Below are 19,588 nucleotides of genomic sequence, written 5' to 3' on the forward strand. Positions count from 1 at the left end.
CATGCACATCCTGTTTACCCTCAAGGATTTCAAGCCCGGCGGTGGCGTCGAGCGCGTTCAGCAGCGGCTGTCCGAGCAGTTTCTCAAGGACGGTCGGCGGGTGAGTTTTTTCGTCATGAACGCAGACATGCCCGACGCCCGGGACATTCAATGCTACAGCGGTGGCGGCAACGGCCTCGTCGGCCTGTTCAAGTCCATCGTTTTGCTGCGCCGGCTCATACGGCACGAAGGTGTCACCCATCTCATTTCAGCCAAGGAGCAGGCCAACCTCTGCACGTGGTTCGCCACCCTGGGCAGTGCCTGCAAAGTCATCTACAGCCGCCATGCGACCCTCGATTGCAGCGAACAGAAAACCGGCCCCTCAAGCCTGCGCTTTCTCTACGCCTTGTACCTGTGTGGCAGCGGCAAGGTGGTGACGGTGTCCTCGGCGTTGCGCCAGACCCTCGCCGACGCCGTGCCATGGGGGCGACAGCGCATCCGCTATTGCCCCAACGCCGTCGTCACCGATCAACTGTTTCAAGCCGCCCGGGCGCCCCGGCCCGCCGACTTGCCCCGCAACTACTGGCTGAGCCTGGGGCGTCTGGTCGAACCCAAAGGGTTTCATCTGCTGCTCGATGCCTACGCCTTGGCGCTGCGCAGCGCGGCGCTGCCGGATCTGGTGATCGTCGGCGATGGCCCGTTGCGCGAAGCCTTGGTCACCCAGGCCAGGCAATTGGGTATCGCGCAACGTGTGCATTTCAGCGGGTTCATGAGCAATCCCTATCCCGTGCTCAGGCACGCCCGACTGTTCATTCTGAGTTCGCTGCAAGAAGGCATGCCGACCGTGCTGATCGAGGCGTTGGCGCTGGGCACGCCGGTGCTGGCCTGCGATTGCGAGACCGGGCCCAGAGAACTGCTGGACCACGGCCGACTCGGTCAACTGGTGATCGTCAACGACGTACAGGCACTGGCCGAGGGAATGCTGCGCAACCTGATCTCAAGTCATGCCATCGCCCCCGGCGAAGAGACGCTCACTGCCACCCTGCGCCCGTACACCAGTCAGTACGCGGCGCAGGCGTACTACCAGGTCTGGAATCAATGAAAAAGTTACTGATCATCCTCCATGACCTCAGCGCCGGCGGTGCTGAAAAAATGATGGCGCGCCTGGCCAAAGCGCTGGTGGATGCAGGCAACGACGTGACATTGCTGATGCTCACCGGCGGTGGCCTTCACGCAGCGCATCTCGATCCGCGTGTGAAAAAAGTCGAATTGCACAGCCCGCGCAGCGTCCGTGCGGTGCCGGCACTCACGCGATTCCTGCGTGACAATCGCTTTGACGCCCAGCTGGCAGCCCTCACCCACGTCAACGTGGTGGCGATCATCGCGGCGGCACTGTCAGGCACGCTGGCCCGGCTGCACGTCAGCGAGCGCAATGCCTTTTCCCATGACCGGCACGTGAACCCCGATTTGATGGTGCGCATCGCTTATCGGGTAGCGCCCCTGTTGTACAGGCTGATTCCCAATCCGGTGATCTGTGTTTCGCGCGGCGTCGCCCAGGATCTGGTCGATACCACCCTCGCCCGACGCCGGGACGTGACCATTGCCGACAACCCGGTGCTCGACAACGACTTTCGCGAGAAGACACCGGGACCGCCCCGCCACCGCTGGCTGCTGGAAAAGTCCGGCACCGTGATAGTCGCCGTGGGGCGCCTGGCGCCACAAAAAGGTTTCGACACGCTGATCACAGCGTTCGCCGCACTGCCGGATCAGCATGCCCGCCTGATTATTTTTGGCGAAGGCGTCCTCAGGTCCGAACTGCTTGAACAGGCGAAACAGCTGGGGGTGGCGGAACGCTTCGATCTGCCGGGCTATGCCAACGATCCCCTGGCAGAAGTGGCCGCAGCCGATTGCTTCGTGCTGTCGTCGCGTTTCGAGGGCAGCCCCAACGCGCTGGTCGAGGCGTTATCCACGGGTACGCCGGTGGTGGCGACCCGCTGCCCCCATGGCCCTCAGGAGATTCTCGGCGGCGGCGTGGTTGCCCCGCTGGTCGCAGTGGAAGATCCGATCGCCCTGGCACAGGCCATCGCCGAGCAATTGTCCATACCGCGCGATCTGCAGCGTCAATCACGCCTTGATGCGGCCGCACGATTCGTGAGTGCCAGTGCAGTGCAGACCTACCTCAAAGCACTGGTTGGAGACCCGTCATCATGAGCCCCCTGACGATCCGCTATTCGACACTGCGCGACGCCTTCACGCTGTTCGGCATCCTGTTCTACATCCAGGTGATTACCTTTGTCCTCGGTCTGGGCAGTGCCGCGAACTTTGGCGATATCAACAAAGACCTCGAAGGCAATGTCGCCAATCAGATCTGCGGCCTCATCACGCTGCTGGTGCCGTTGTTCTTTTTCATCCGCAACAAGGTGTTCCTCAGCAAGACCTTTTATCGCAGCAATTTCTTTCTGCTGGTGTTCCTGCTCTGTGTCATCGCATCAATCGGCTGGTCCCACGACCCGATGCTCAGTCTCAAACGGTTTATCGCCCTGCTCGGCGTGGTGTTTTTTGCAGGCTTCATTGCCTATAACTACTCCCTTGAAAAAATCGCCTTCATGCTCGGCTGCGCTATCGGCATCGCGGCGTTGATCGGATTGTTGCTCGCCGTGGTCATGCCTGAAGTGGCGTTTCTCTCCGGGGGCATTCGCGACGGCGCGTTCAAAGGCGTTTTCGCCGAAAAGAATGCCGGCGCCCGACTCAATGCGATCGCCATCATGCTGTTGCTGCCGATGATCCGGCAGCGCAATCGCTGGGCGCTCTTCTGTTCGTTCTTTTCGCTGGTCGCGATCCTGCTTGCCCAGTCAGCCACCGGTGTAGCGCTGATTATTTCCGGCACGATCAGCTACTGGTACTTCCTCACGATGATCCGCTTGGGCATCAATCGCTCACAGTTGCTGTTCCTCGGATGCACCCTCCTTTACCTGCTGGTTTGCCTGTTTCTGTACAGCAACTTTGCGGTGCTGCTGGAAATGGCCGGGCGCGATCCGTCACTGACCGATCGGACCCTTATCTGGGAACTGCTCGCGCCTTTCATCGACAGCCAGTTACTCAAGGGCTACGGCTTCGGCGCCTTCTGGGCAAGCCCCGATGCCGATGCGTTCATCACCCGCTGGGGTTACATCGGCAACGCCCACAGTGGCTACATGGAGACCTTGCTCAACGGCGGCCTCATCCAGTTGACGGCGCTGGCATTGATGTTGGGTGAGGCACTGTTCAAGCAATACCGCGCGGTGACGGCGAATCAGGCAGCCCGGTTTCGTGCCAGTGCGCTGGTCATCATCGGCCTGTTCGCCGTCACCAATTATGTGGCGTACGTGATTCCCAACTACCGCTCCGCCGAGTTTCTGGTGTTCTGCACCCTGGCCCTGACCTTCCGGCACCACCACGCGACCTACCCCGAATCCTCACCGGCAGCGCTGCGTCAGCGCTCGTCGGGCCGCGCACTACCGCGCGATTCCGCCCGCGCGTAACCCAAGGAGAATCACCGTGCCCAACCAATCCTCCCCTTCAGCAGATTCGGTGTGCGTCATCATCCCGATGTACAACGGCGCCGACAGCATCGAGCAGACACTGACCTCCCTGGCCCGGCAAACCCGACTGCCCGATCACGTCATCGTCATCGACGACGGGTCCACCGATGACGGACCACAACGGGTTCGAGACTTCACCGCGCCGTTTCGCCTGACCCTGTTGCAGCAAGCCAACGAAGGCCAGGCCAGTGCCCGTAACCATGGGATGCGCCACTCTAAAGAGACGTTTGTGGCAATGCTCGACGCCGATGATCAATGGCATCCGCGAAAGCTGGAGTTACAGCTGGCACTGTATGACGAGCTCACGCGACAGGGTCGACCGGTGGGGCTGATCGACTGCTATGCGCAGGTCAATTACAGCGATGGCAGACGTCAGCGGGACGACCGGTTGAAGAACGGCCGGCATTTCTACGATTTCATCCACGCCAACGTCGTCAATGGCGTTTCCACCGCGCTGGTCAAGCGTGACGTGATCATGCAACTCGGCGGCTTCGATGCCAGCCTGCGTTATTCCGAAGACCGCTTCATGTGGACCCGGATCGCCGAACACTGGGAGATCCACACGGTGCCGGAGGTGTTGCTGGAGCGCACGGTCAATGGCGGCAACATGACCGCGAATCCGAAAAAGTACTACCAGAACAAAATCCGCTTCATCGAGGTGTACCTCGCCCGCTACGGCGCGCAGCTGACCCGGCAGCAGCGGATCGATTTCGTGCTGGGCAACCACACCGATTTTCTCGAGGCGTTTTCCCGACGTGGCGAGCATGACCAGGTCCTCGGCGTGTACCGGCGAATGCTGGATTGCTCCTGGCAGGCCCTGATCTTCGCCAGCGGCAAACCGACCTTGCGCTACCTGTATGCCCGCGCCAGAACCTTGCGCAAGGCAACGGCGTCAACCACGGCTCATTGATCCGGAATCCGCCATGGCCAACCACCGTCTGACGACATTGACCTGGATCTTCACCGAGAAATTCGGCCTGATCCTGCTGTCGATGATTACCTTTGTCGCCTACGCCAGGCTGCTGTCGCCTGCCGAGCTGGGTGTGGGCACGGTAATCATCGCCATCGTCGAGTTGATCGGTCTGGTGTACTCCTCGGTGCTCGAAGACCCGCTGGTCCGGCTTGAGCGACTGGAGGACAAGCACATCAGCACCGCCTACTGGGCGGCGGTGCTGGTCAGTCTGGCGAGCATTGGCGTCATTTCCGGCGCGGTCATGCTGTACACCCCCGACCCGCTGCTGCAATGGATGACGGCGATAGCCTCGATAAAGATCCTGTTCACCATGATGGCGCGGGTCTATGTGGCGCAGATGCGCCGCAGCGGTAACTTCAAGATGCTGGCTTCGCGCACATTGCTGGGCAAAGTGGCGGGTGGTGTCGGCGGGATTGCCGTGGCGCTTTGGGGACTGGGTGCGTGGGCGGTCATTGCCCAGGCGCTGATCATGGAACTGGTGTCGATCATTGTGTTGATGCGCGCAGACCCACGCCACATCCCCTTTCACATCGACGGCCCGATCCTGCGCGAGTTGTTGAGGTCAGGCGCACCGGTTGCCGTCAACGCGCTGAGCTCGCAAACCCTGCAGCGCGGAGTCAATGTGGTTCTGGGCATCACCGCCGGCGCCAACGCGGTCGGCATGTTCAACATGGCGATGCGCATCATCGAACTGCCACGTACCGCGATCTACAACGGCTTGCTGAGCTACGCGCTGCCGGCGTTCTCCCGGCGCAGCGCAGAACCCAAGCGATTGATCGGGATCGTTGGCGATTCAACCGCCGTCAGCGGTTTTCTGTTGACGCCCCTGTTCATCGGACTCGCACTCACCGCAAGCGACCTGATCCTGTTGATCTTCGGCGCCAAATGGGCAGAGGCCATCCCGCTGCTGCAAGTGCTGGCCTGCACCGCCGCCATCGGCAACAGCGCCATGTACGCCACCACCGCACTGGTGGCGGTCAACCGCAGTCACCTGACGATCAAGGCTGAAGTGCTGACCACCGCGCTGGCCCTGGCGCTGGTCTACGCCCTCGGCAACCTGTACGGCGGCATGGCTGCAGCCGTCGCTCTGCTGGCGCGCATGCTGGTCATCACGCCGTTGCAAATCCGCGGCCTGAACACGGCGATCGGCTACAGCTGGCGCGGCTTTTTCGAAGCCAGTTACCGCAGCGTGATCGCTTCCCTGGTCATGGCTGCAACCGTGCTGCTGGTGCTACCGCAGCTGGGTCTCCAGGGTTACCTGCATTTGATCGGCAGCGTCGTACTCGGCGCACTGAGTTATGCCGTGGGTTACAGCGCCCTGCACCCGCACTGGCCACAGGAATTCAAATCGGTTTTCACCTCCCGCTGAGTTCAGCCCTGAGACAGGAAGGCCTCACCATGCGCAAAACCACGTTGATTACTGGCGGAGCCGGCTACATTGGCTCGCATACGGCTCTGGCCCTCATTAACGCCGGCCACAAGGTGCTGGTGCTCGACAACCTGTGCAACAGCTGTCGAGAGTGCATCCGGCGCCTTGAGCAACTGACCCTGACCCGGGTCGACTTCATCAAGGGCGATATTCGCGACCCGGCCCTGCTCGACGATATCTTCAGCCGATACGACATCGACGCCGTCGTGCACTTTGCCAGTCTCAAATCCGTCGAAGAAAGCGTGCGCAAGCCGCTGGACTACTACGTCAACAACGTTGCCGGCACGCTTGGCCTGTGTCAGGCGATGGCCCGCAATAACGTATTCCGGCTGGTGTTCAGCTCGTCAGCCACGGTGTACGGGGAGCCGACGCGCACGCCGATTGCCGAAGATTTCGGCACCGGCAAACCGGTCAATCCCTATGGCCGCACCAAGCTCATGATCGAGGAGTTGCTGACGGATCTGTGCAACTCCGATCCGCGCTGGAGCATTGGATTGTTGCGTTACTTCAACCCGATCGGCGCCCACGAAAGCGGAATGATCGGCGAAGACCCGAGCGGCCGCCCCAACAACCTGCTGCCCTGCCTGACCCAGGTTGCCATAGGCCGGATACCCGAACTCACGGTGTACGGCAGCGACTATCCCACCGTGGACGGAACCTGCGTGCGCGACTACATCCACGTGGTCGACCTGGCCATCGGTCACCTCAAGGCCCTGCAAGTGCTGCAGCACGACAATGGCATTCACTTCTGGAACCTCGGCACCGGCGTCGGCTACAGCGTGCTGCAGATCATCCACAGTTTCGAGGACATCACCGGCATCAGCATTCCCTACCGCTTCGCCCCTCGACGTCTCGGCGACATCGCCAAGTGCTGGGCCGATCCGGCCAAGGCGGGACGCGAACTGGGCTGGAGCGCGCAACGCGGCCTGGAACAGATGATCACCGATAGCTGGCGCTGGCAGTCGTGCAATCCGCAGGGGTATCAATCGTCATTCAAGATTCCGGCACCCGTTGCGGTGAAGTGATGCCGATGCTCAAGGAATGTCTGCTGGTCGTGCTGTTTTCGGTTGCGCTGGCAAGCAACGCCGCGCAGGCGCCAGCGCCTGTACCGACCACCGGCCTCGTGTTGTGGCTGGACGCGGCCGACTCATCCGCGATGACCCTGGATGCGCAGAACCGGCTCCAGCGCTGGAGCGACAAATCCGGCAAGGCCAATGACGCGACGGTCGCTGACGCCAGCTCACCGCCACAGTGGATAGGAAACAGCCTCAATGGCCATGCGGTGGTGCGCTTCGACGGCAATTCGGGATTACTCGGCCGGGCCCTGCGCACGGCTAAAGGATCTGTGACCGTACTGATCGTGTCCCGGCGGTTGCCGGAACAGGCCGGAGTCGATCCCTGGCAACGCTTGTTCAGTTCACGCCCGCAGGCCGCCAGCAACGACAACGTGCTGCCGAATTTCGCGGTCAGCCTGGCGCAAACCGGGGAGTACGAGCCGACGGTTTCCGTGCTGGAACTGCACGACGTGCCGATCGGCCCCTACGGGGTCGGGCGCAATGCCGTCGGTCACTCGGAAAATTTTCGCGGCGACATCGCCGAAGTGCTGGTGTATGACCGTCCATTCGCCTCGCTCGCCGAGCGCCAGCAAGCCTTTCAATACCTGGCAGACAAATGGTCCGTGGCCATCCCCACGCATGCCGACACCTGGACCCGCGTCGGCCCATTGGGGACATTGCCGACGCGCATCAACGCCCAACTGCCCTTGTCCGATCAGGCCAATGCCGGTCAATGGGTGCTCAACACGAAGCTGTCCGACGAGTTCGATGGCACCACCCTCGACCGCACACGCTGGCACGTCAACAATGCTGTCGGGAATGAGTCACTGGGCCGCAAGCCGGCGCTGTTCACCGAGCGCAACGCCAGTGTCGGCAATGGCAACCTGAACATTGTCTTTCGCAAGGAAACCTTGGCGCAGAAATACGTCGAGCTCGGCTTCAAGGACTACACCTCAGCCATGGTGCGTACCCTTGAACGCGGCTTCTACGGGTACTACGAAGCGCGGGCCAAACCCATGAATTCCGCGGCGTCCAGCGCCTTTTGGCTGGCATGGACGGGCATGACTGACAACGCTACCGAAATCGACATCTTTGAAATCGGCGGCAAGACCAAAAATGCGCTTTCAGACCGCGCCTACAACATGAACGCCCACCTCTGGGCCACGCCGCACAGCACCGAACATATCGCCAACGGCAGCACCTGGACCAGTCCCTGGCGGCTGGCCGGCGACTTTCATGTCTACGGCTTCGACTGGCAGCCCGATACCCTGCGCTGGTACGTCGATGGTGTGCTGGTCAGAGAATCGAAGAACCATTATTTCTTCTTCCCCATGCAGATCGTCTTCGACAGCGAGGCCATGTGGAAATGGTTCGGCGTGGTCGACGATGCTGACCTGCCCTCCACTTTTGAAGTCGATTACATCCGCATGTGGCAACGCAATCCTTGACCCTCACACCAGGCCTGGGGCCAGACGATGAGCCGCCCCGACCGTCATAGCTTTCGCCTTGAGTCGATTTTCACTCGGCACAGTCGTCAGTTTTCAATTCGCGCGAACACCCCCGGAGCGCATGCACATGAACAACCGACGGCTGACAGAACTGGATTTGCTGCGCTTTCTTGCGGCGTTCGCCGTGGTGATTTTTCACTATGCGTTTCGCGGCTATGCGAGGGGTGAGATGTCGGTCATGCCCTATCCACTTTTGGCTGACATTGCCAAATACGGGTATCTGGGCGTCGAACTGTTTTTCATGATCAGCGGATTCGTGATCCTGATGACCGCTTCGAGCAACAACCTCAAAGTGTTCTTTATTTCTCGGGTCATCCGCCTCTGCCCGGCATTCTGGGTGTGTTGCACGATCACGTTTCTCATCACGCTGGCCATCGGGCAGCCACGATTTTCGGCCGATTTCTATCAATACCTGATCAACCTGACCTTTCTGGGCGACCTGCTTGGTGTGCCCCCCATAGACGGGGTCTACTGGTCTCTGTTCGTCGAAATAAAGTTCTACCTGATGATCGCCGTCCTGCTGGCTTTCAAGAAGATAGAGAAAATAGAAACCTTCCTCGTACTCTGGCTGCTGATCTCGGCCGCAGCGGAAGTCTTTGCTTTCGAAAAACTGCGCTCGGTCCTGATCACCGACTACGCGGCCTATTTCATCGCTGGCGCGACGTTCTACATCATCTGGGACAAGGGGTTTACCAAATCCCGTATTTCCCTGCTGGCGGCTGCGCAGGCATTGGCCAGCTTCAACGCGATCAAGTGGGCCGAGTCGATTGAACTGAAATATTCGACTGACTACGACTCCTTGATCATCTGCGGCGTCATTGCCCTGTTTTTCATGACCTTCCTTTTTATCGCGACGCATAAGACGTCAGCCGTGGGGAAGTTCGACTGGACAGCATTGGGCGCACTGACTTACCCGCTTTACCTGCTGCATCAAATGATCGGCTTCATGATCTTCAACATCGCTTATCCGACCATCAATCCACACGTGCTGCTCTGGGGCACCATCGCTTTGATGATAGGTGCGTCCCATGTCATCCATAAGGAAATAGAAACCCCGATGGCCAGACTGATGAAAAGATCCCTTTCGTCCTCCTTCAAGCGTCTCAGAGTTGGTTAGCCGGTAACGCAACAGGCTTGGCAATATCGGCAGATGAAAAAGGCGGGAGAGGCTTCGGTGAATACCGAAACCTCTCCCGCCTTTTTTTGTTTGTGGCGCAGAGCGCCCGTCACAAGGACGATGAGCGCTTCAACGTCTCGCTCGGTAACTCCTTGAACAATGCTCGATAACTGCTTGAAAAACGGCCTAAATGCCAGAATGACCAGTTCATCGCCACTTCCGCCACGGTGGTCTCCGCAGGCGAACGCTTGAGCAATTCGCGCCGCGCACTGTTGAGCCGGCGCAACCGTAGCCAGTGGCTCGGCGACATCCCCGTGTAAGCCTTGAAGGTCTGCTGCAACTGGCGCAGGGAAACCCCGGCGACCCGCGATAACTCGAGCAGATTGAGGGTTTCTTCCGGCGAATCCGCCGCCCACTCGCCCACGCGTTTGAGGGTGATTCGCTCCTCGGCGCGACGCTGCAAACCGCCGCCGTCCAGACACACGCTCGCGTTGTCGAGGATGAACAGGCAGTCCTCCAATAGCTGCTGAGTCAGTGCCTCTTTACTCGGCAGATCAAGGGCTTGCGACAACTTCGTGAGAGTGGAGCTTAACCAGCGACTGAACAATCCATTCTGCGCGCCATTGAGCGGCGCCATGAACAAACCCTCCAGCCGGGCCATGTCCAGTCCGTTGCGCTGGACGAATTCCGGGCCGAACACCACAGCGATTTCCTGGTAGTTCTCCGGGGTGATCCAGATGTTGCGGCTCTCTTCATTGAGCAGATACAGCGCGTTGTCGCTGCGATCGAAACAGAACGCCAGAGCCCCTTGCGGCGCGCTGAAATTCTGCTCGACCCGGGTGTTCATCTGTTCTTCGTAAACCTCCACTCCCTGCAAATCCAGATAGCGGATCTGCCCCGCGAAATGCCCTGGCGACATCTGCTGGTAATGCTGCACCCAACCCGGCGTGGCGCGGATTTGTTCGGTGACATCGGCGGTGTTGAACGCTTGAACCTGAAGCGGATTGCACGTCGTCATGGGGAACCTTGCGCACTCTTTTGGTGCGCTTTGGTGCTGCTGAAAGTGGATAGATGGAACGGCAAGGCCCGCCCAAGATAGTCGTCAACGCGCCACAGGGGAAGCCTGCGAAAGATGAAATCGCGTTCCCCCGCGTCAACAAAACCAACGACGAGGTCTTTATGAATGCCCCTTTCGATCAGCTGTTCACATGGCTGAAAGATCACAAGATTACCGAAGTGGAATGCGTGGTCAGCGACCTGACCGGCATCGCCCGCGGCAAGATCGCACCGACCAACAAGTTCCTGCATGAGCGAGGCATGCGCCTGCCGGAAAGTGTGCTGCTGCAAACGGTAACCGGGGATTTTGTCGACGACGACGTCTACTACGACCTGCTCGACCCGGCCGACATCGACATGGTCTGCAAGCCGGTGAGCGATGCGGTGTACGTGATTCCGTGGGCCATCGAGCCGACCGCCATCGTCATCCACGACACCTTCGACAAGTTCGGCAACCCGATCGAACTGTCGCCGCGCAACGTGCTGAAGAAAGTCCTGCAGCTGTACACCGACAAAGGCTGGAAGCCGATCGTGGCGCCGGAAATGGAGTTCTACCTGACCCAGCGCTGCGAAGACCCGGACTTGCCATTGAAGGCACCGCTGGGCCGTTCCGGTCGCGCCGAAAGCGGTCGTCAGTCGTTCTCCATCGACGCCGCCAACGAGTTCGATCCGCTGTTCGAAGACGTCTACGACTGGTGCGAACTGCAAGGCCTGGACCTGGACACGCTGATCCACGAAGACGGCCCGGCGCAGATGGAAATCAACTTCCGCCACGGCGATGCACTGGATCTGGCCGACCAGATCACCGTGTTCAAACGCACCCTGCGTGAAGCGGCGCTCAAGCACAACGTCACCGCAACCTTCATGGCCAAGCCGATCGGCGATGAGCCCGGCAGCGCCATGCACCTGCACCAGAGCGTGGTCGAGATCGCCAGCGGCCAGCCGATTTTCGCCAATGCCGACGGCAGCATGAGCGACCTGTTCCGCCATCACATCGGCGGTCTGCAGAAGTACATCCCGAAGGTGCTGCCGATGTTCGCGCCGAACGTGAACTCGTTCCGCCGCTTCCTGCCGGACACCTCGGCACCGGTCAACGTCGAATGGGGCGAAGAAAACCGCACCGTCGGCCTGCGGGTGCCGACCTCCGGCCCTGAGGCGATGCGGGTTGAAAACCGTCTGCCCGGCGCCGACGCCAACCCGTATCTGGCCATCGCCGCGAGCCTGCTGTGCGGCTACATCGGCATGGTCGAAGGCATCGAACCGAGCGCCGCCGTCGAAGGCCGGGCTTACGAGCGCCGCAACCTGCGCCTGCCGATCACCATCGAAGAAGCCCTGACCCAGATGGAAGAGTGCGACACCGTCGCGCAATACCTGGGCAGCAAGTTCGTGCGCGGCTACGTCGCGGTGAAACGCGCCGAGCATGAAAACTTCAAGCGCGTGATCAGTTCCTGGGAGCGGGAGTTCCTGTTGCTGAGCGTTTAACCAAAATAAAAACAACCCAACCCAACGATCGTTCCCACGCTCTGCGTGGGAATGCCTCAATGGACGCTCAGCGTCCGCTTTGGGACGCAGAGCGTCCCGGGCTGCATTCCCACGCGGAGCGTGGGAACGATCAGCATGGGAAGATCAATCGAAGAGGTGTCGATATGCGTCTGTTGAAATCCCTGATTCCCGCCACCCTGGCATTGGCATGCAGTGCCGGTGCCTTCGCCCAACCCCAGGTCAGCGTCTACAACTGGACCGATTACATTGGCGAAACCACCCTCGCCGACTTCCAGTCCACCAGCGGGATCAAGGTGATTTATGACGTCTTCGACTCCAATGAAACCCTCGAAGGTAAACTGCTCGCCGGCCGCACCGGCTATGACGTGGTGGTGCCGTCCAACCACTTCCTCGCCCGTCAGGTAAAAGCCGGTGCGTTCCTCAAACTGGACCGCGCGCAACTGCCGAACTGGAAAAACCTCGACCCGAAACTGCTGGCCCTGCTTGAGAAAAACGATCCGGGCAACGAGCACTCGGTACCGTACCTGTGGGGCACCAACGGCATCGGCTACAACGTCGACAAGGTCAAGCAAGTGCTGGGCATCGATCACATCGATTCCTGGGCCGTGCTGTTCGAACCGGAGAACCTGAAAAAGCTCAGCCAGTGTGGCGTGTCGATGATGGACTCGGCCGATGAAGTGTTCCCGGCGATCCTCAACTACATGGGCATGGATCCGCGCAGCGAGAAACCCGAGGACTACAAGAAGGCCGAAGAGAAACTGCTGAGCATCCGGCCGTACATTACCTATTTCCATTCCTCGAAATACGTGTCCGACCTGGCCAACGGCGACATCTGCGTGGCCTTCGGTTATTCCGGCGACGTGTTCCAGGCCGCCAACCGCGCCAAGGAAGCCAAGAACGGCGTGAACATCGCGTACTCGATTCCCAAGGAAGGCGCGAACCTGTGGTTCGACCTGCTGGCGATTCCCGCCGACGCCGGCAACACCAGGGAAGCTCACGCCTTCATCAATTACCTGCTCGATCCGCAAGTGATCGCCAAGGTCAGCGCCTCGGTCGGCTACGCCAACCCGAACCCGGCGGCCAAGCAATACATGGATCCGGAGCTGGTCAACAATCCCGAGGTCTATCCGTCTCAGGAAGTCCTCGACAAGCTCTACATCTCCTCTACCCCGCCCCAGTCGATCATGCGTCTGATGACCCGGTCCTGGAGCAAAGTGAAGTCGAACAAATGAATCAGTACACCCAGGAACACGCCCGCTCCTATTACGCCGCGTCGGCCCGGGCCAGCACACCCTATCCGGAACTGACGGGTGACTTGATTGCCGATGTCTGCGTGATCGGTGGCGGGTTCACCGGCGTCAACACGGCGATTGAACTGGCGCAGCGCGGACTCTCGGTGATTCTGCTCGAAGCCCGGCGCATCGGCTGGGGCGCCAGCGGGCGCAATGGCGGGCAGTTGATTCGCGGGATCGGTCATGACGTCGAAGGCTTCGCCCGGCATGTCGGCAGCGAAGGTGTGCGCTACCTGCACCGAGCCGGGATCGACTCGGTGGAACTGGTGCGCCAGCGCATCACCGACAACGCCATCGAGTGCGACCTGCGCTGGGGCTTCTGCGAACTGGCCAACACGCCAGCGCAGTTCGACGCCTTCAAGGCCGAGCAGGACAGCCTGGCGCAGTTGGGCTACCGCCATGAAACGCGGCTGGTTGCACCTGAGCTGATTCGTCAGCAAGTGGTGAACGCGGGGGTCTACAAGGGCGGCCTGATCGACATGGGCTCAGGCCATCTACATCCGCTGGATCTGGTGCAGGGTGAAGCGCGGCTGGCGGCATCCCTCGGGGTGAGGATTTTCGAGCAGAGCCCGGTGCTGGAAATTCTCCACGGCCCGACCGTTCAAGTCCGCACCCAGAGCGGCAGCGTGCGCGCCGGCAGTCTGGTACTCGGCTGCAACGCGCATCTGGACGAACTCGAACAGCAACTCAGCGGCAAGGTCCTGCCCGCCGGCAGCTACATCATCGCCACTGAACCGCTGCCGGCGGAACGCGCCGCCGAGCTGATTCCGCAGAACCTGGCGCTGTGCGACCAGAAAGTCGGCCTCGATTACTACCGGCTCTCGGCGGACCGACGCTTGCTGTTCGGTGGCGCCTGCCATTATTCGGGGCGGGATCCGACGGACATCGCCGCCTACATGCGACCAAAGATGCTCAAGGTGTTCCCGCAACTGGCGGATGTGCGCATCGACTATCAGTGGGGCGGCAAGATCGGCATCACCGCCAACCGCTTCCCGCAGGTCGGTCGATTGAAACAGCACCCGAATGTGTTCTACGCCCAGGGCTATTCCGGCCATGGCCTGAACGTCACCCACTGGTGCGCCAAGCTGCTGGGCGAAGCAATTCATGCCGGTCACAGTCAGGGCATGGATGTGTTCAGCAGCGTGCCGCACATGACCTTCCCCGGCGGCCCGGCGCTGCGTTCGCCACTGCTGGCACTGGGCATGTTCTGGTATCGCCTGAGGGAACTGCTGGGATGACGCTTCCCGGTTAAAGCGGCCTGCGCATTTGCTCTATCGCGAAGCACTTCTATATTGATGAAGTGCTTTTGCGTTCCTGACGCTCAGTGCCCAACACACCCTGGAGGTCATGGATGGAGTCGTCAGCCGCCGATCAACCGCGAGCGCCCGGCCAGGCGCCGATCAAGACCCGGCGTTTCAGCATTTCGCTGGTGTGGATCGTGCCGATCGTCGCGGTGCTGGTGGGCCTGTCGCTGGTGGTGCACAACCTGATGCAGGAAGGCCCCACCATCACCGTCACCTTCAAGACCGGCAGCGGCCTGACCGCCAACAAGACCGAAGTCAAATACCGCAACGTGGTGATCGGCCAGGTCACGGACGTCGAGCTGAGCGACGACCAGAAAAGCGTCAACGCCACGATCAAACTGGCCAAGCAGGCCGAGACATTCACCCGCGAAGACTCGCAGTTCTGGGTCGTCCGGCCGCGCATCGGTGCGGGCGGTGTCTCGGGCATCGACACGTTGTTGTCCGGTGACTACATCGGCGCCGACATCGGTCAGTCCAATTCGCGCGCCAAACATTTCAAAGGCCTTGAAAACCCGCCGCCGATTACCTACGGCGAGCCGGGTAAACGCTTCAATCTGCACGCCTCGGACCTCGGCTCGCTGGACATCGGCTCGCCGGTCTATTACCGCAAGATCCCGGTGGGCCAGGTGGTGGCCTACGCACTGGACGCCGATGGCAAAGGGGTCAACATCGAGGTGTTCATCCATGCGCCGAACGACGCCTACGTCACGGAAAACACCCGGTTCTGGAACGCCAGCGGGATTGACGTCAATGTCGGCGCCAACGGTTTTGCGGTGAAAACCGAATCGTTGTCGACCTTGCTGGTCGGCGGCATCGCTTTTCGCGCGCCGGAATACAGCCCCAATGATGTCGCCGCCGCCGAAGAAAGAACTTACGACCTGTTCGACGACCAGCAAACCGCCCTCGCCCCGCCCAACGGCAAGGCGCAATACCTGACCCTGCGTTTCGATCAGGCCCTGCGCGGGTTGAAAGTCGGCGCACCGGTGGAGTTTCTCGGCATCGAAATCGGCCGGGTAGTGAGCGTCAACCTGGACTTCGATCCGAAAAAACGCAGCTTCCCGCTCAACGTCGGCATCGTGATCTACCCGCAACGCCTCGGCCAGGCTCACGTCAAGATGCTCAAGGTACTCGAGCACAATCCGGACGACGAAGCCGCCGCCGTGCGCCTGATCGGCACCTTTATCGACAACGGCCTGCGCGCCCAGGCCCGCAGCGGCAACCTGCTGACCGGGCAGCTGTATATCGCGCTGGATTTCTTCCCCAAAGCCGAAAAAGTCGCGTTTGACCCCACCGCTCGCCCGATCAGCGTTCCGACCGTCCCCGGCAGTCTCGAACAGTTGCAGGAAAAACTCGAAGCGATGATCGACAAGCTCAACAAGCTGCCGGTGGAACGGATTGCCGGCAACCTCGACAGCAACCTTGTGGAATTGCGCAAAGGCCTGACCCAGTTCAATGCCAGGACCCTGCCCGGCGTACAGAACACCCTCGCCGACCTGAGCAAGACCCTGCAGTCGGCCAGCTCGACCCTGGCCGAAGATTCGCCGCAACGCGAACAACTGACCGAGACCCTCGACGAGCTTGGGCGCATGTCGCGTTCGTTGCGTGAACTGTCCGATTACCTGGGCCGTCATCCGGAATCGTTGATTCGCGGCCGTCCCGACAACGCCGCGCCGCTGGACCTCAAAGGGCCGCCGCGCAACTGAGCACAGGAGCTGTCCCATGGCTTTAAAGCTGAAGTTCACCGTGCTCGCGATCGGCCTGCTGCTCGGCGCCTGCAAAAGCGCCCCGATCAGCTTTCACACCCTGACGCCGACGCAACCGATGGCCGGCCGCGCCGGTTCGGAAATCGCCATCGAAGGCATCAGCGTGCCGCCGCAGGTCGACCGGCCACAAATCGTGATCCGCCAAGGCAACAGCGGCCTGGCGATTCTCGAGACCGAATGGTGGGGCGCCAGCCTCAGCGATGAATTGCGCAGCGCACTGGTGGATCAGCTCAGTAATGCCGGCGGCCCACGCAAAACCTCGGTGCGCATCGATGTGCAACGCTTCGATTCGATTCCCGGGCAATACGGGCTGATCGACGTCAAATGGCGCCTGCGCCAGGCCAACACCGGCGACGACGCGCTGCTCGCCTGTCGCTCGCTGCTGCAAACCCCGTCCGGGCCGAGCATTGACGATCTGGTGGCGGCCCAGCAGAACAACGTCAAGCGTCTGGCCGCGTTGATCGGTCAGGCGGCGGGCACTGCGCGGGGCTGTCCACCGGCGTCCTGAGCGTCCGTCTTCAAAAGGACGGTAAAGCGACAACCGTGGGGCTCACGGGTTGTCAGCTCGACCTGCCAGTGCTCGCGATTGCAAATCCGCTGCACCAGTGACAACCCCAGCCCAAGCCCCTCGCCTCGACGCTCGTCACCCCGCACGAATGGCTGGAACATCGCTTGTCGGCGTTCTTCGGGAATGCCGATGCCACTGTCTTCAACCACAAACCCGCATTCCCCGACGGTCAGCCTCACAAAACCCTGATCGGTGTAATGCCAGGCATTGCGCAGCAGGTTACCCATCACTGACTGCAAAAAGGTCTGGTTGTAACGAGCCGTGCCGGCCGGATTGATGTCGCAGAAAAATTCCAGCCCTTTTTCGCGGATCAGCCTTCCCCAGATCTCCGCCTGAACGCGTGCAACCTCCCCGAGGGAAACGCAAATGTCGCCACCGGTATCTTCCTGGGCGCGGGCGAGCATCAGGAAGGTATCCACCAATTGACGCATTTCGTGACTGGCCCGTGCGATGCGGTTGACCTGCGCGGCCGAGCGGGTATCGAGCGACGGATTGGCGAGCAGCAACTCGCAGGCGCCGCCGAGCACCATCAACGGTGTGCGAAGTTCATGGCTCACGTCGCTGGTGAACAGTTTTTCCCGGCTCAGTGTTTCGCGCAGCCGGCCCAGTGTCTGATCGAACGACAGTGCCAGTTCTCCGACTTCGTCCGCCGCGTAGTCCGGATGCAGAGGCGGCGCCAGCACCAGTAACTGGTCGCGGTGACGCACCTGGCGCGCCAGACGGATGACCGGAGCCATTACCCGTCGTGCCAGCAATCGGCCCAGCACAATCGCCAGCAGAATGCTCAGGATGAACCCGACCGCCACCACAATGAACAACAGACGCTCACGCTGTTCGAGACTTTCCTGGTCACGCAACAGCACGTACTTGCGTCCGCCCACCATCTCGACCATGGCGAAAAAGCCATCGCCCTCGAACATGACCTCCTGAAACCCCGGCGACAGCGCCGCCAGTGACGGGACCAGCGCCATGGCGCCCGGCCCGCCTTCGAAGAAAAACAGCTCGCTCTTTTCCGGTCGATGGCTCCAGCGACTGATGTCATCCATTGCCAGCAGACGATGCAGTCCGCCCATCAAGGTCGTGGCCGTCAACTTGTGTTCCACCACATGCACGGTGGCTACGATTCCCAGCGCAAATACGCCGGCCACCAGCGCACTCATCGAGGCGAATACGATGACGATCCGTTTCGTCAGGCTTTGCTTGAAATCCATTCGGCTGGAGGACTCCACTTCGGTTATCAGACTCAGCGGTCAACATCAGGTGTGTACTCAATAGATGGACCGAACAGATTCAGCTTCACCTCAAACAGCAACAGTTGTTAAGCCAGCCCGGTAAAAAAAGCGTATTTGAGTCTGGTTATCAGAAACTTGATTAATTGCACATTTTCAACTCCCGCAAATTTTTCACATGTTCTTCACTGCGGCACGACGTGAATAGTCCCAACATTCAGCCAGCATTCAAGTACGCAACCATAAAGTTGATTAAATCGCAGGCCAGTTGCGCCTGCGAAGTTAAGGGGCATGGCGTGGAGCGACAGATGCTATTAACAGCAGTCTATAAACAACGTCGAATATTGCGACCTGGAAAACTGCTGACAGTCATCGGTGCAGGGGTGGCGATTGCACTGGTCAGCGGCTTTGTCTGGGTCACCCGCTCCCCCATTGATCTGGGCCACGCGGGGCAGGCCTCAAGGGCTGATTGGACCAGGGCCTGGCAGGCGGGCGAAGTGGTGGCACTGGTGCGCCATGCTGAACGTTGCGACCGCTCCGACCATCTTTGTCTGGGCCCGGAAGACGGCATCACTCAGGTAGGCAATGACTCGGCTGTGCGAGTGGGCAAGGGTTTCACGAGCCTGGGCATGCAGCAGGCACAGGTATTCACCAGCCCGCTGACCCGGACCGTGCAAACGGCGCGTGCCATGTTCGGGCAGGACGCTACTGCACAGACCTGGCTTGAATCCTGCGGTTCGTCGCTGCGTAACGAGGTGGTGGCGCACAAAGTTGCACAGCGCAATCTGGTGCTGGTCACCCACAGCGGCTGCATCAGCGACTTTGAAAAACAGACCGGTTTTCCCCATGCGATCGCCGCTGATTATGGAAGCACGCTGTTTGTTCGCATTGATGCCAAGGGGCAACTTGAAGTGCTGGGCATTCTGAATGCCGAGGCCTGGTCACGACTCAATAGCGATTAACGTCCTGGTTACAGCTAATTGACAGTTCTGAGCTGTTTTTAATTAAACAAAGCACACTTCATTAAATTGTAATGAGAAATGTATCTACCCCCCAACTTGCTGGACAGCTGGTTTTTTCATGCTTGGCTATATCGCGAGAACTTCGGCCTGGAGGTACGACAGTTCTCTGGATACAGGAAATGCCCGACACCTGCATTCATTCAACATGATGACTCGCCCGCTCAGGAACACGCCGGGCAGGTCATCGACATCAGAACTTCGTACGGTAC

At 60.3% G+C, this 19,588-nt stretch carries 16 protein-coding genes; 14 read left to right on the top strand and 2 right to left on the bottom strand.

Annotation, left to right across the window (positions count from 1 at the left end; all coding sequences use genetic code 11):
* Nucleotide 1: 1 nt before the first annotated feature.
* The 8 genes from ACEN93_RS02925 (at nt 2) to ACEN93_RS02960 (ending at nt 9,642) form a co-directional block, all read left to right on the top strand.
* Nucleotides 2–1,081 carry a glycosyltransferase gene (locus ACEN93_RS02925; protein ID WP_495611018.1) on the top strand — a complete coding sequence of 360 codons (1,080 nt, stop codon included), beginning with the start codon at nt 2–4 and terminating at the stop codon, nt 1,079–1,081.
* Nucleotides 1,078–2,190 carry a glycosyltransferase gene (locus ACEN93_RS02930; protein WP_495611019.1) on the top strand — a complete coding sequence of 371 codons (1,113 nt, stop codon included), beginning with the start codon at nt 1,078–1,080 and terminating at the stop codon, nt 2,188–2,190. Before ACEN93_RS02925 ends, ACEN93_RS02930 begins: the two co-directional genes overlap by 4 nt.
* A complete protein-coding gene (locus tag ACEN93_RS02935) occupies nt 2,187–3,500 on the top strand; it encodes an O-antigen ligase family protein (RefSeq protein ID WP_495611020.1) in 1,314 nt (437 codons plus the stop codon). The genes ACEN93_RS02930 and ACEN93_RS02935 overlap by 4 nt, the downstream gene beginning before the upstream one ends.
* 16 nt (nt 3,501–3,516) lie before the next feature.
* Complete coding sequence (locus tag ACEN93_RS02940; RefSeq protein ID WP_495611021.1) at nt 3,517–4,470, top strand: glycosyltransferase family 2 protein; 954 nt, start codon at nt 3,517–3,519, stop codon at nt 4,468–4,470.
* 13 nt (nt 4,471–4,483) lie between these two features.
* On the top strand, nt 4,484–5,902 hold the full coding sequence (locus tag ACEN93_RS02945; protein WP_103385232.1) for an oligosaccharide flippase family protein: 1,419 nt from the start codon (nt 4,484–4,486) through the stop codon (nt 5,900–5,902).
* A 29-nt stretch (nt 5,903–5,931) separates the two neighbouring features.
* On the top strand, nt 5,932–6,987 hold the full coding sequence (galE, locus tag ACEN93_RS02950) for a UDP-glucose 4-epimerase GalE (protein ID WP_495611022.1): 1,056 nt from the start codon (nt 5,932–5,934) through the stop codon (nt 6,985–6,987).
* A complete protein-coding gene (locus tag ACEN93_RS02955) occupies nt 6,987–8,465 on the top strand; it encodes a family 16 glycosylhydrolase (protein WP_495611023.1) in 1,479 nt (492 codons plus the stop codon). The genes galE and ACEN93_RS02955 overlap by 1 nt, the downstream gene beginning before the upstream one ends.
* Before the next feature lie 127 nt (nt 8,466–8,592).
* Nucleotides 8,593–9,642: an acyltransferase family protein gene (locus ACEN93_RS02960; protein ID WP_039768593.1), complete on the top strand. Its 1,050-nt coding sequence runs from the start codon at nt 8,593–8,595 to the stop codon at nt 9,640–9,642.
* 109 nt (nt 9,643–9,751) lie between these two features.
* On the opposite strand, the gene ACEN93_RS02965 is transcribed toward ACEN93_RS02960, so the two are convergent.
* Nucleotides 9,752–10,660, bottom strand: coding sequence for a helix-turn-helix domain-containing protein (locus ACEN93_RS02965; protein WP_074690530.1), 909 nt, complete (start codon nt 10,658–10,660; stop codon nt 9,752–9,754).
* A 161-nt stretch (nt 10,661–10,821) separates the two neighbouring features.
* Here ACEN93_RS02965 and ACEN93_RS02970 point away from each other — a divergent pair, with 161 nt between their 5' ends.
* The 5 genes from ACEN93_RS02970 to ACEN93_RS02990 all read left to right on the top strand — a co-directional run bounded on the left by ACEN93_RS02970 (nt 10,822) and on the right by ACEN93_RS02990 (nt 17,068).
* Nucleotides 10,822–12,180, top strand: coding sequence for a glutamine synthetase family protein (locus ACEN93_RS02970; RefSeq protein WP_074690683.1), 1,359 nt, complete (start codon nt 10,822–10,824; stop codon nt 12,178–12,180).
* A 164-nt stretch (nt 12,181–12,344) separates the two neighbouring features.
* On the top strand, nt 12,345–13,433 hold the full coding sequence (locus tag ACEN93_RS02975; protein WP_495611024.1) for a polyamine ABC transporter substrate-binding protein: 1,089 nt from the start codon (nt 12,345–12,347) through the stop codon (nt 13,431–13,433).
* Nucleotides 13,430–14,731, top strand: coding sequence for an NAD(P)/FAD-dependent oxidoreductase (locus ACEN93_RS02980; protein WP_085646636.1), 1,302 nt, complete (start codon nt 13,430–13,432; stop codon nt 14,729–14,731). Before ACEN93_RS02975 ends, ACEN93_RS02980 begins: the two co-directional genes overlap by 4 nt.
* Nucleotides 14,732–14,844: 113 nt before the next feature.
* Entirely contained in the window at nt 14,845–16,500 is a 1,656-nt protein-coding gene (locus ACEN93_RS02985) for a PqiB family protein (RefSeq protein WP_495611025.1), read from the top strand.
* Nucleotides 16,501–16,516: 16 nt separating this feature from the next.
* A complete protein-coding gene (locus ACEN93_RS02990; protein ID WP_414881772.1) occupies nt 16,517–17,068 on the top strand; it encodes a PqiC family protein in 552 nt (183 codons plus the stop codon).
* On the opposite strand, the gene ACEN93_RS02995 is transcribed toward ACEN93_RS02990, so the two are convergent.
* A complete protein-coding gene (locus tag ACEN93_RS02995; protein WP_414881773.1) occupies nt 17,026–18,339 on the bottom strand; it encodes a sensor histidine kinase in 1,314 nt (437 codons plus the stop codon). The two genes, ACEN93_RS02990 and ACEN93_RS02995, sit on opposite strands and share 43 nt — an antisense overlap.
* A gap of 326 nt (nt 18,340–18,665) precedes the next feature.
* On the opposite strand from ACEN93_RS02995, the gene pmrG reads away from it, so the two are divergent.
* On the top strand, nt 18,666–19,319 hold the full coding sequence (pmrG, locus tag ACEN93_RS03000) for a lipopolysaccharide core heptose(II)-phosphate phosphatase PmrG (protein ID WP_495611541.1): 654 nt from the start codon (nt 18,666–18,668) through the stop codon (nt 19,317–19,319).
* Nucleotides 19,320–19,588: the final 269 nt, after the last annotated feature.

The organism is Pseudomonas sp. Pseusp21, assembly GCF_059492145.1.

Excerpts from the sequence above, each read along its gene's own strand:
- ACEN93_RS02930 (WP_495611019.1), top strand. The coding sequence starts at position 1,078 with ATGAAAAAGTTACTGATCATCCTCCATGACCTCAGCGCCGGCGGTGCT.
- ACEN93_RS02955 (WP_495611023.1), top strand. The coding sequence starts at position 6,987 with ATGCCGATGCTCAAGGAATGTCTGCTGGTCGTGCTGTTTTCGGTTGCG.
- ACEN93_RS02975 (WP_495611024.1), top strand. The coding sequence starts at position 12,345 with ATGCGTCTGTTGAAATCCCTGATTCCCGCCACCCTGGCATTGGCATGC.
- ACEN93_RS02935 (WP_495611020.1), top strand. The coding sequence starts at position 2,187 with ATGAGCCCCCTGACGATCCGCTATTCGACACTGCGCGACGCCTTCACG.
- ACEN93_RS02990 (WP_414881772.1), top strand. The coding sequence starts at position 16,517 with ATGGCTTTAAAGCTGAAGTTCACCGTGCTCGCGATCGGCCTGCTGCTC.
- ACEN93_RS02960 (WP_039768593.1), top strand. The coding sequence starts at position 8,593 with ATGAACAACCGACGGCTGACAGAACTGGATTTGCTGCGCTTTCTTGCG.
- ACEN93_RS02995 (WP_414881773.1), bottom strand. The coding sequence starts at position 18,339 with ATGGATTTCAAGCAAAGCCTGACGAAACGGATCGTCATCGTATTCGCC.
- ACEN93_RS02965 (WP_074690530.1), bottom strand. The coding sequence starts at position 10,660 with ATGACGACGTGCAATCCGCTTCAGGTTCAAGCGTTCAACACCGCCGAT.
- ACEN93_RS02970 (WP_074690683.1), top strand. The coding sequence starts at position 10,822 with ATGAATGCCCCTTTCGATCAGCTGTTCACATGGCTGAAAGATCACAAG.
- ACEN93_RS02985 (WP_495611025.1), top strand. The coding sequence starts at position 14,845 with ATGGAGTCGTCAGCCGCCGATCAACCGCGAGCGCCCGGCCAGGCGCCG.
- ACEN93_RS02925 (WP_495611018.1), top strand. The coding sequence starts at position 2 with ATGCACATCCTGTTTACCCTCAAGGATTTCAAGCCCGGCGGTGGCGTC.
- ACEN93_RS02945 (WP_103385232.1), top strand. The coding sequence starts at position 4,484 with ATGGCCAACCACCGTCTGACGACATTGACCTGGATCTTCACCGAGAAA.
- ACEN93_RS02980 (WP_085646636.1), top strand. The coding sequence starts at position 13,430 with ATGAATCAGTACACCCAGGAACACGCCCGCTCCTATTACGCCGCGTCG.
- galE (WP_495611022.1), top strand. The coding sequence starts at position 5,932 with ATGCGCAAAACCACGTTGATTACTGGCGGAGCCGGCTACATTGGCTCG.
- pmrG (WP_495611541.1), top strand. The coding sequence starts at position 18,666 with ATGCTATTAACAGCAGTCTATAAACAACGTCGAATATTGCGACCTGGA.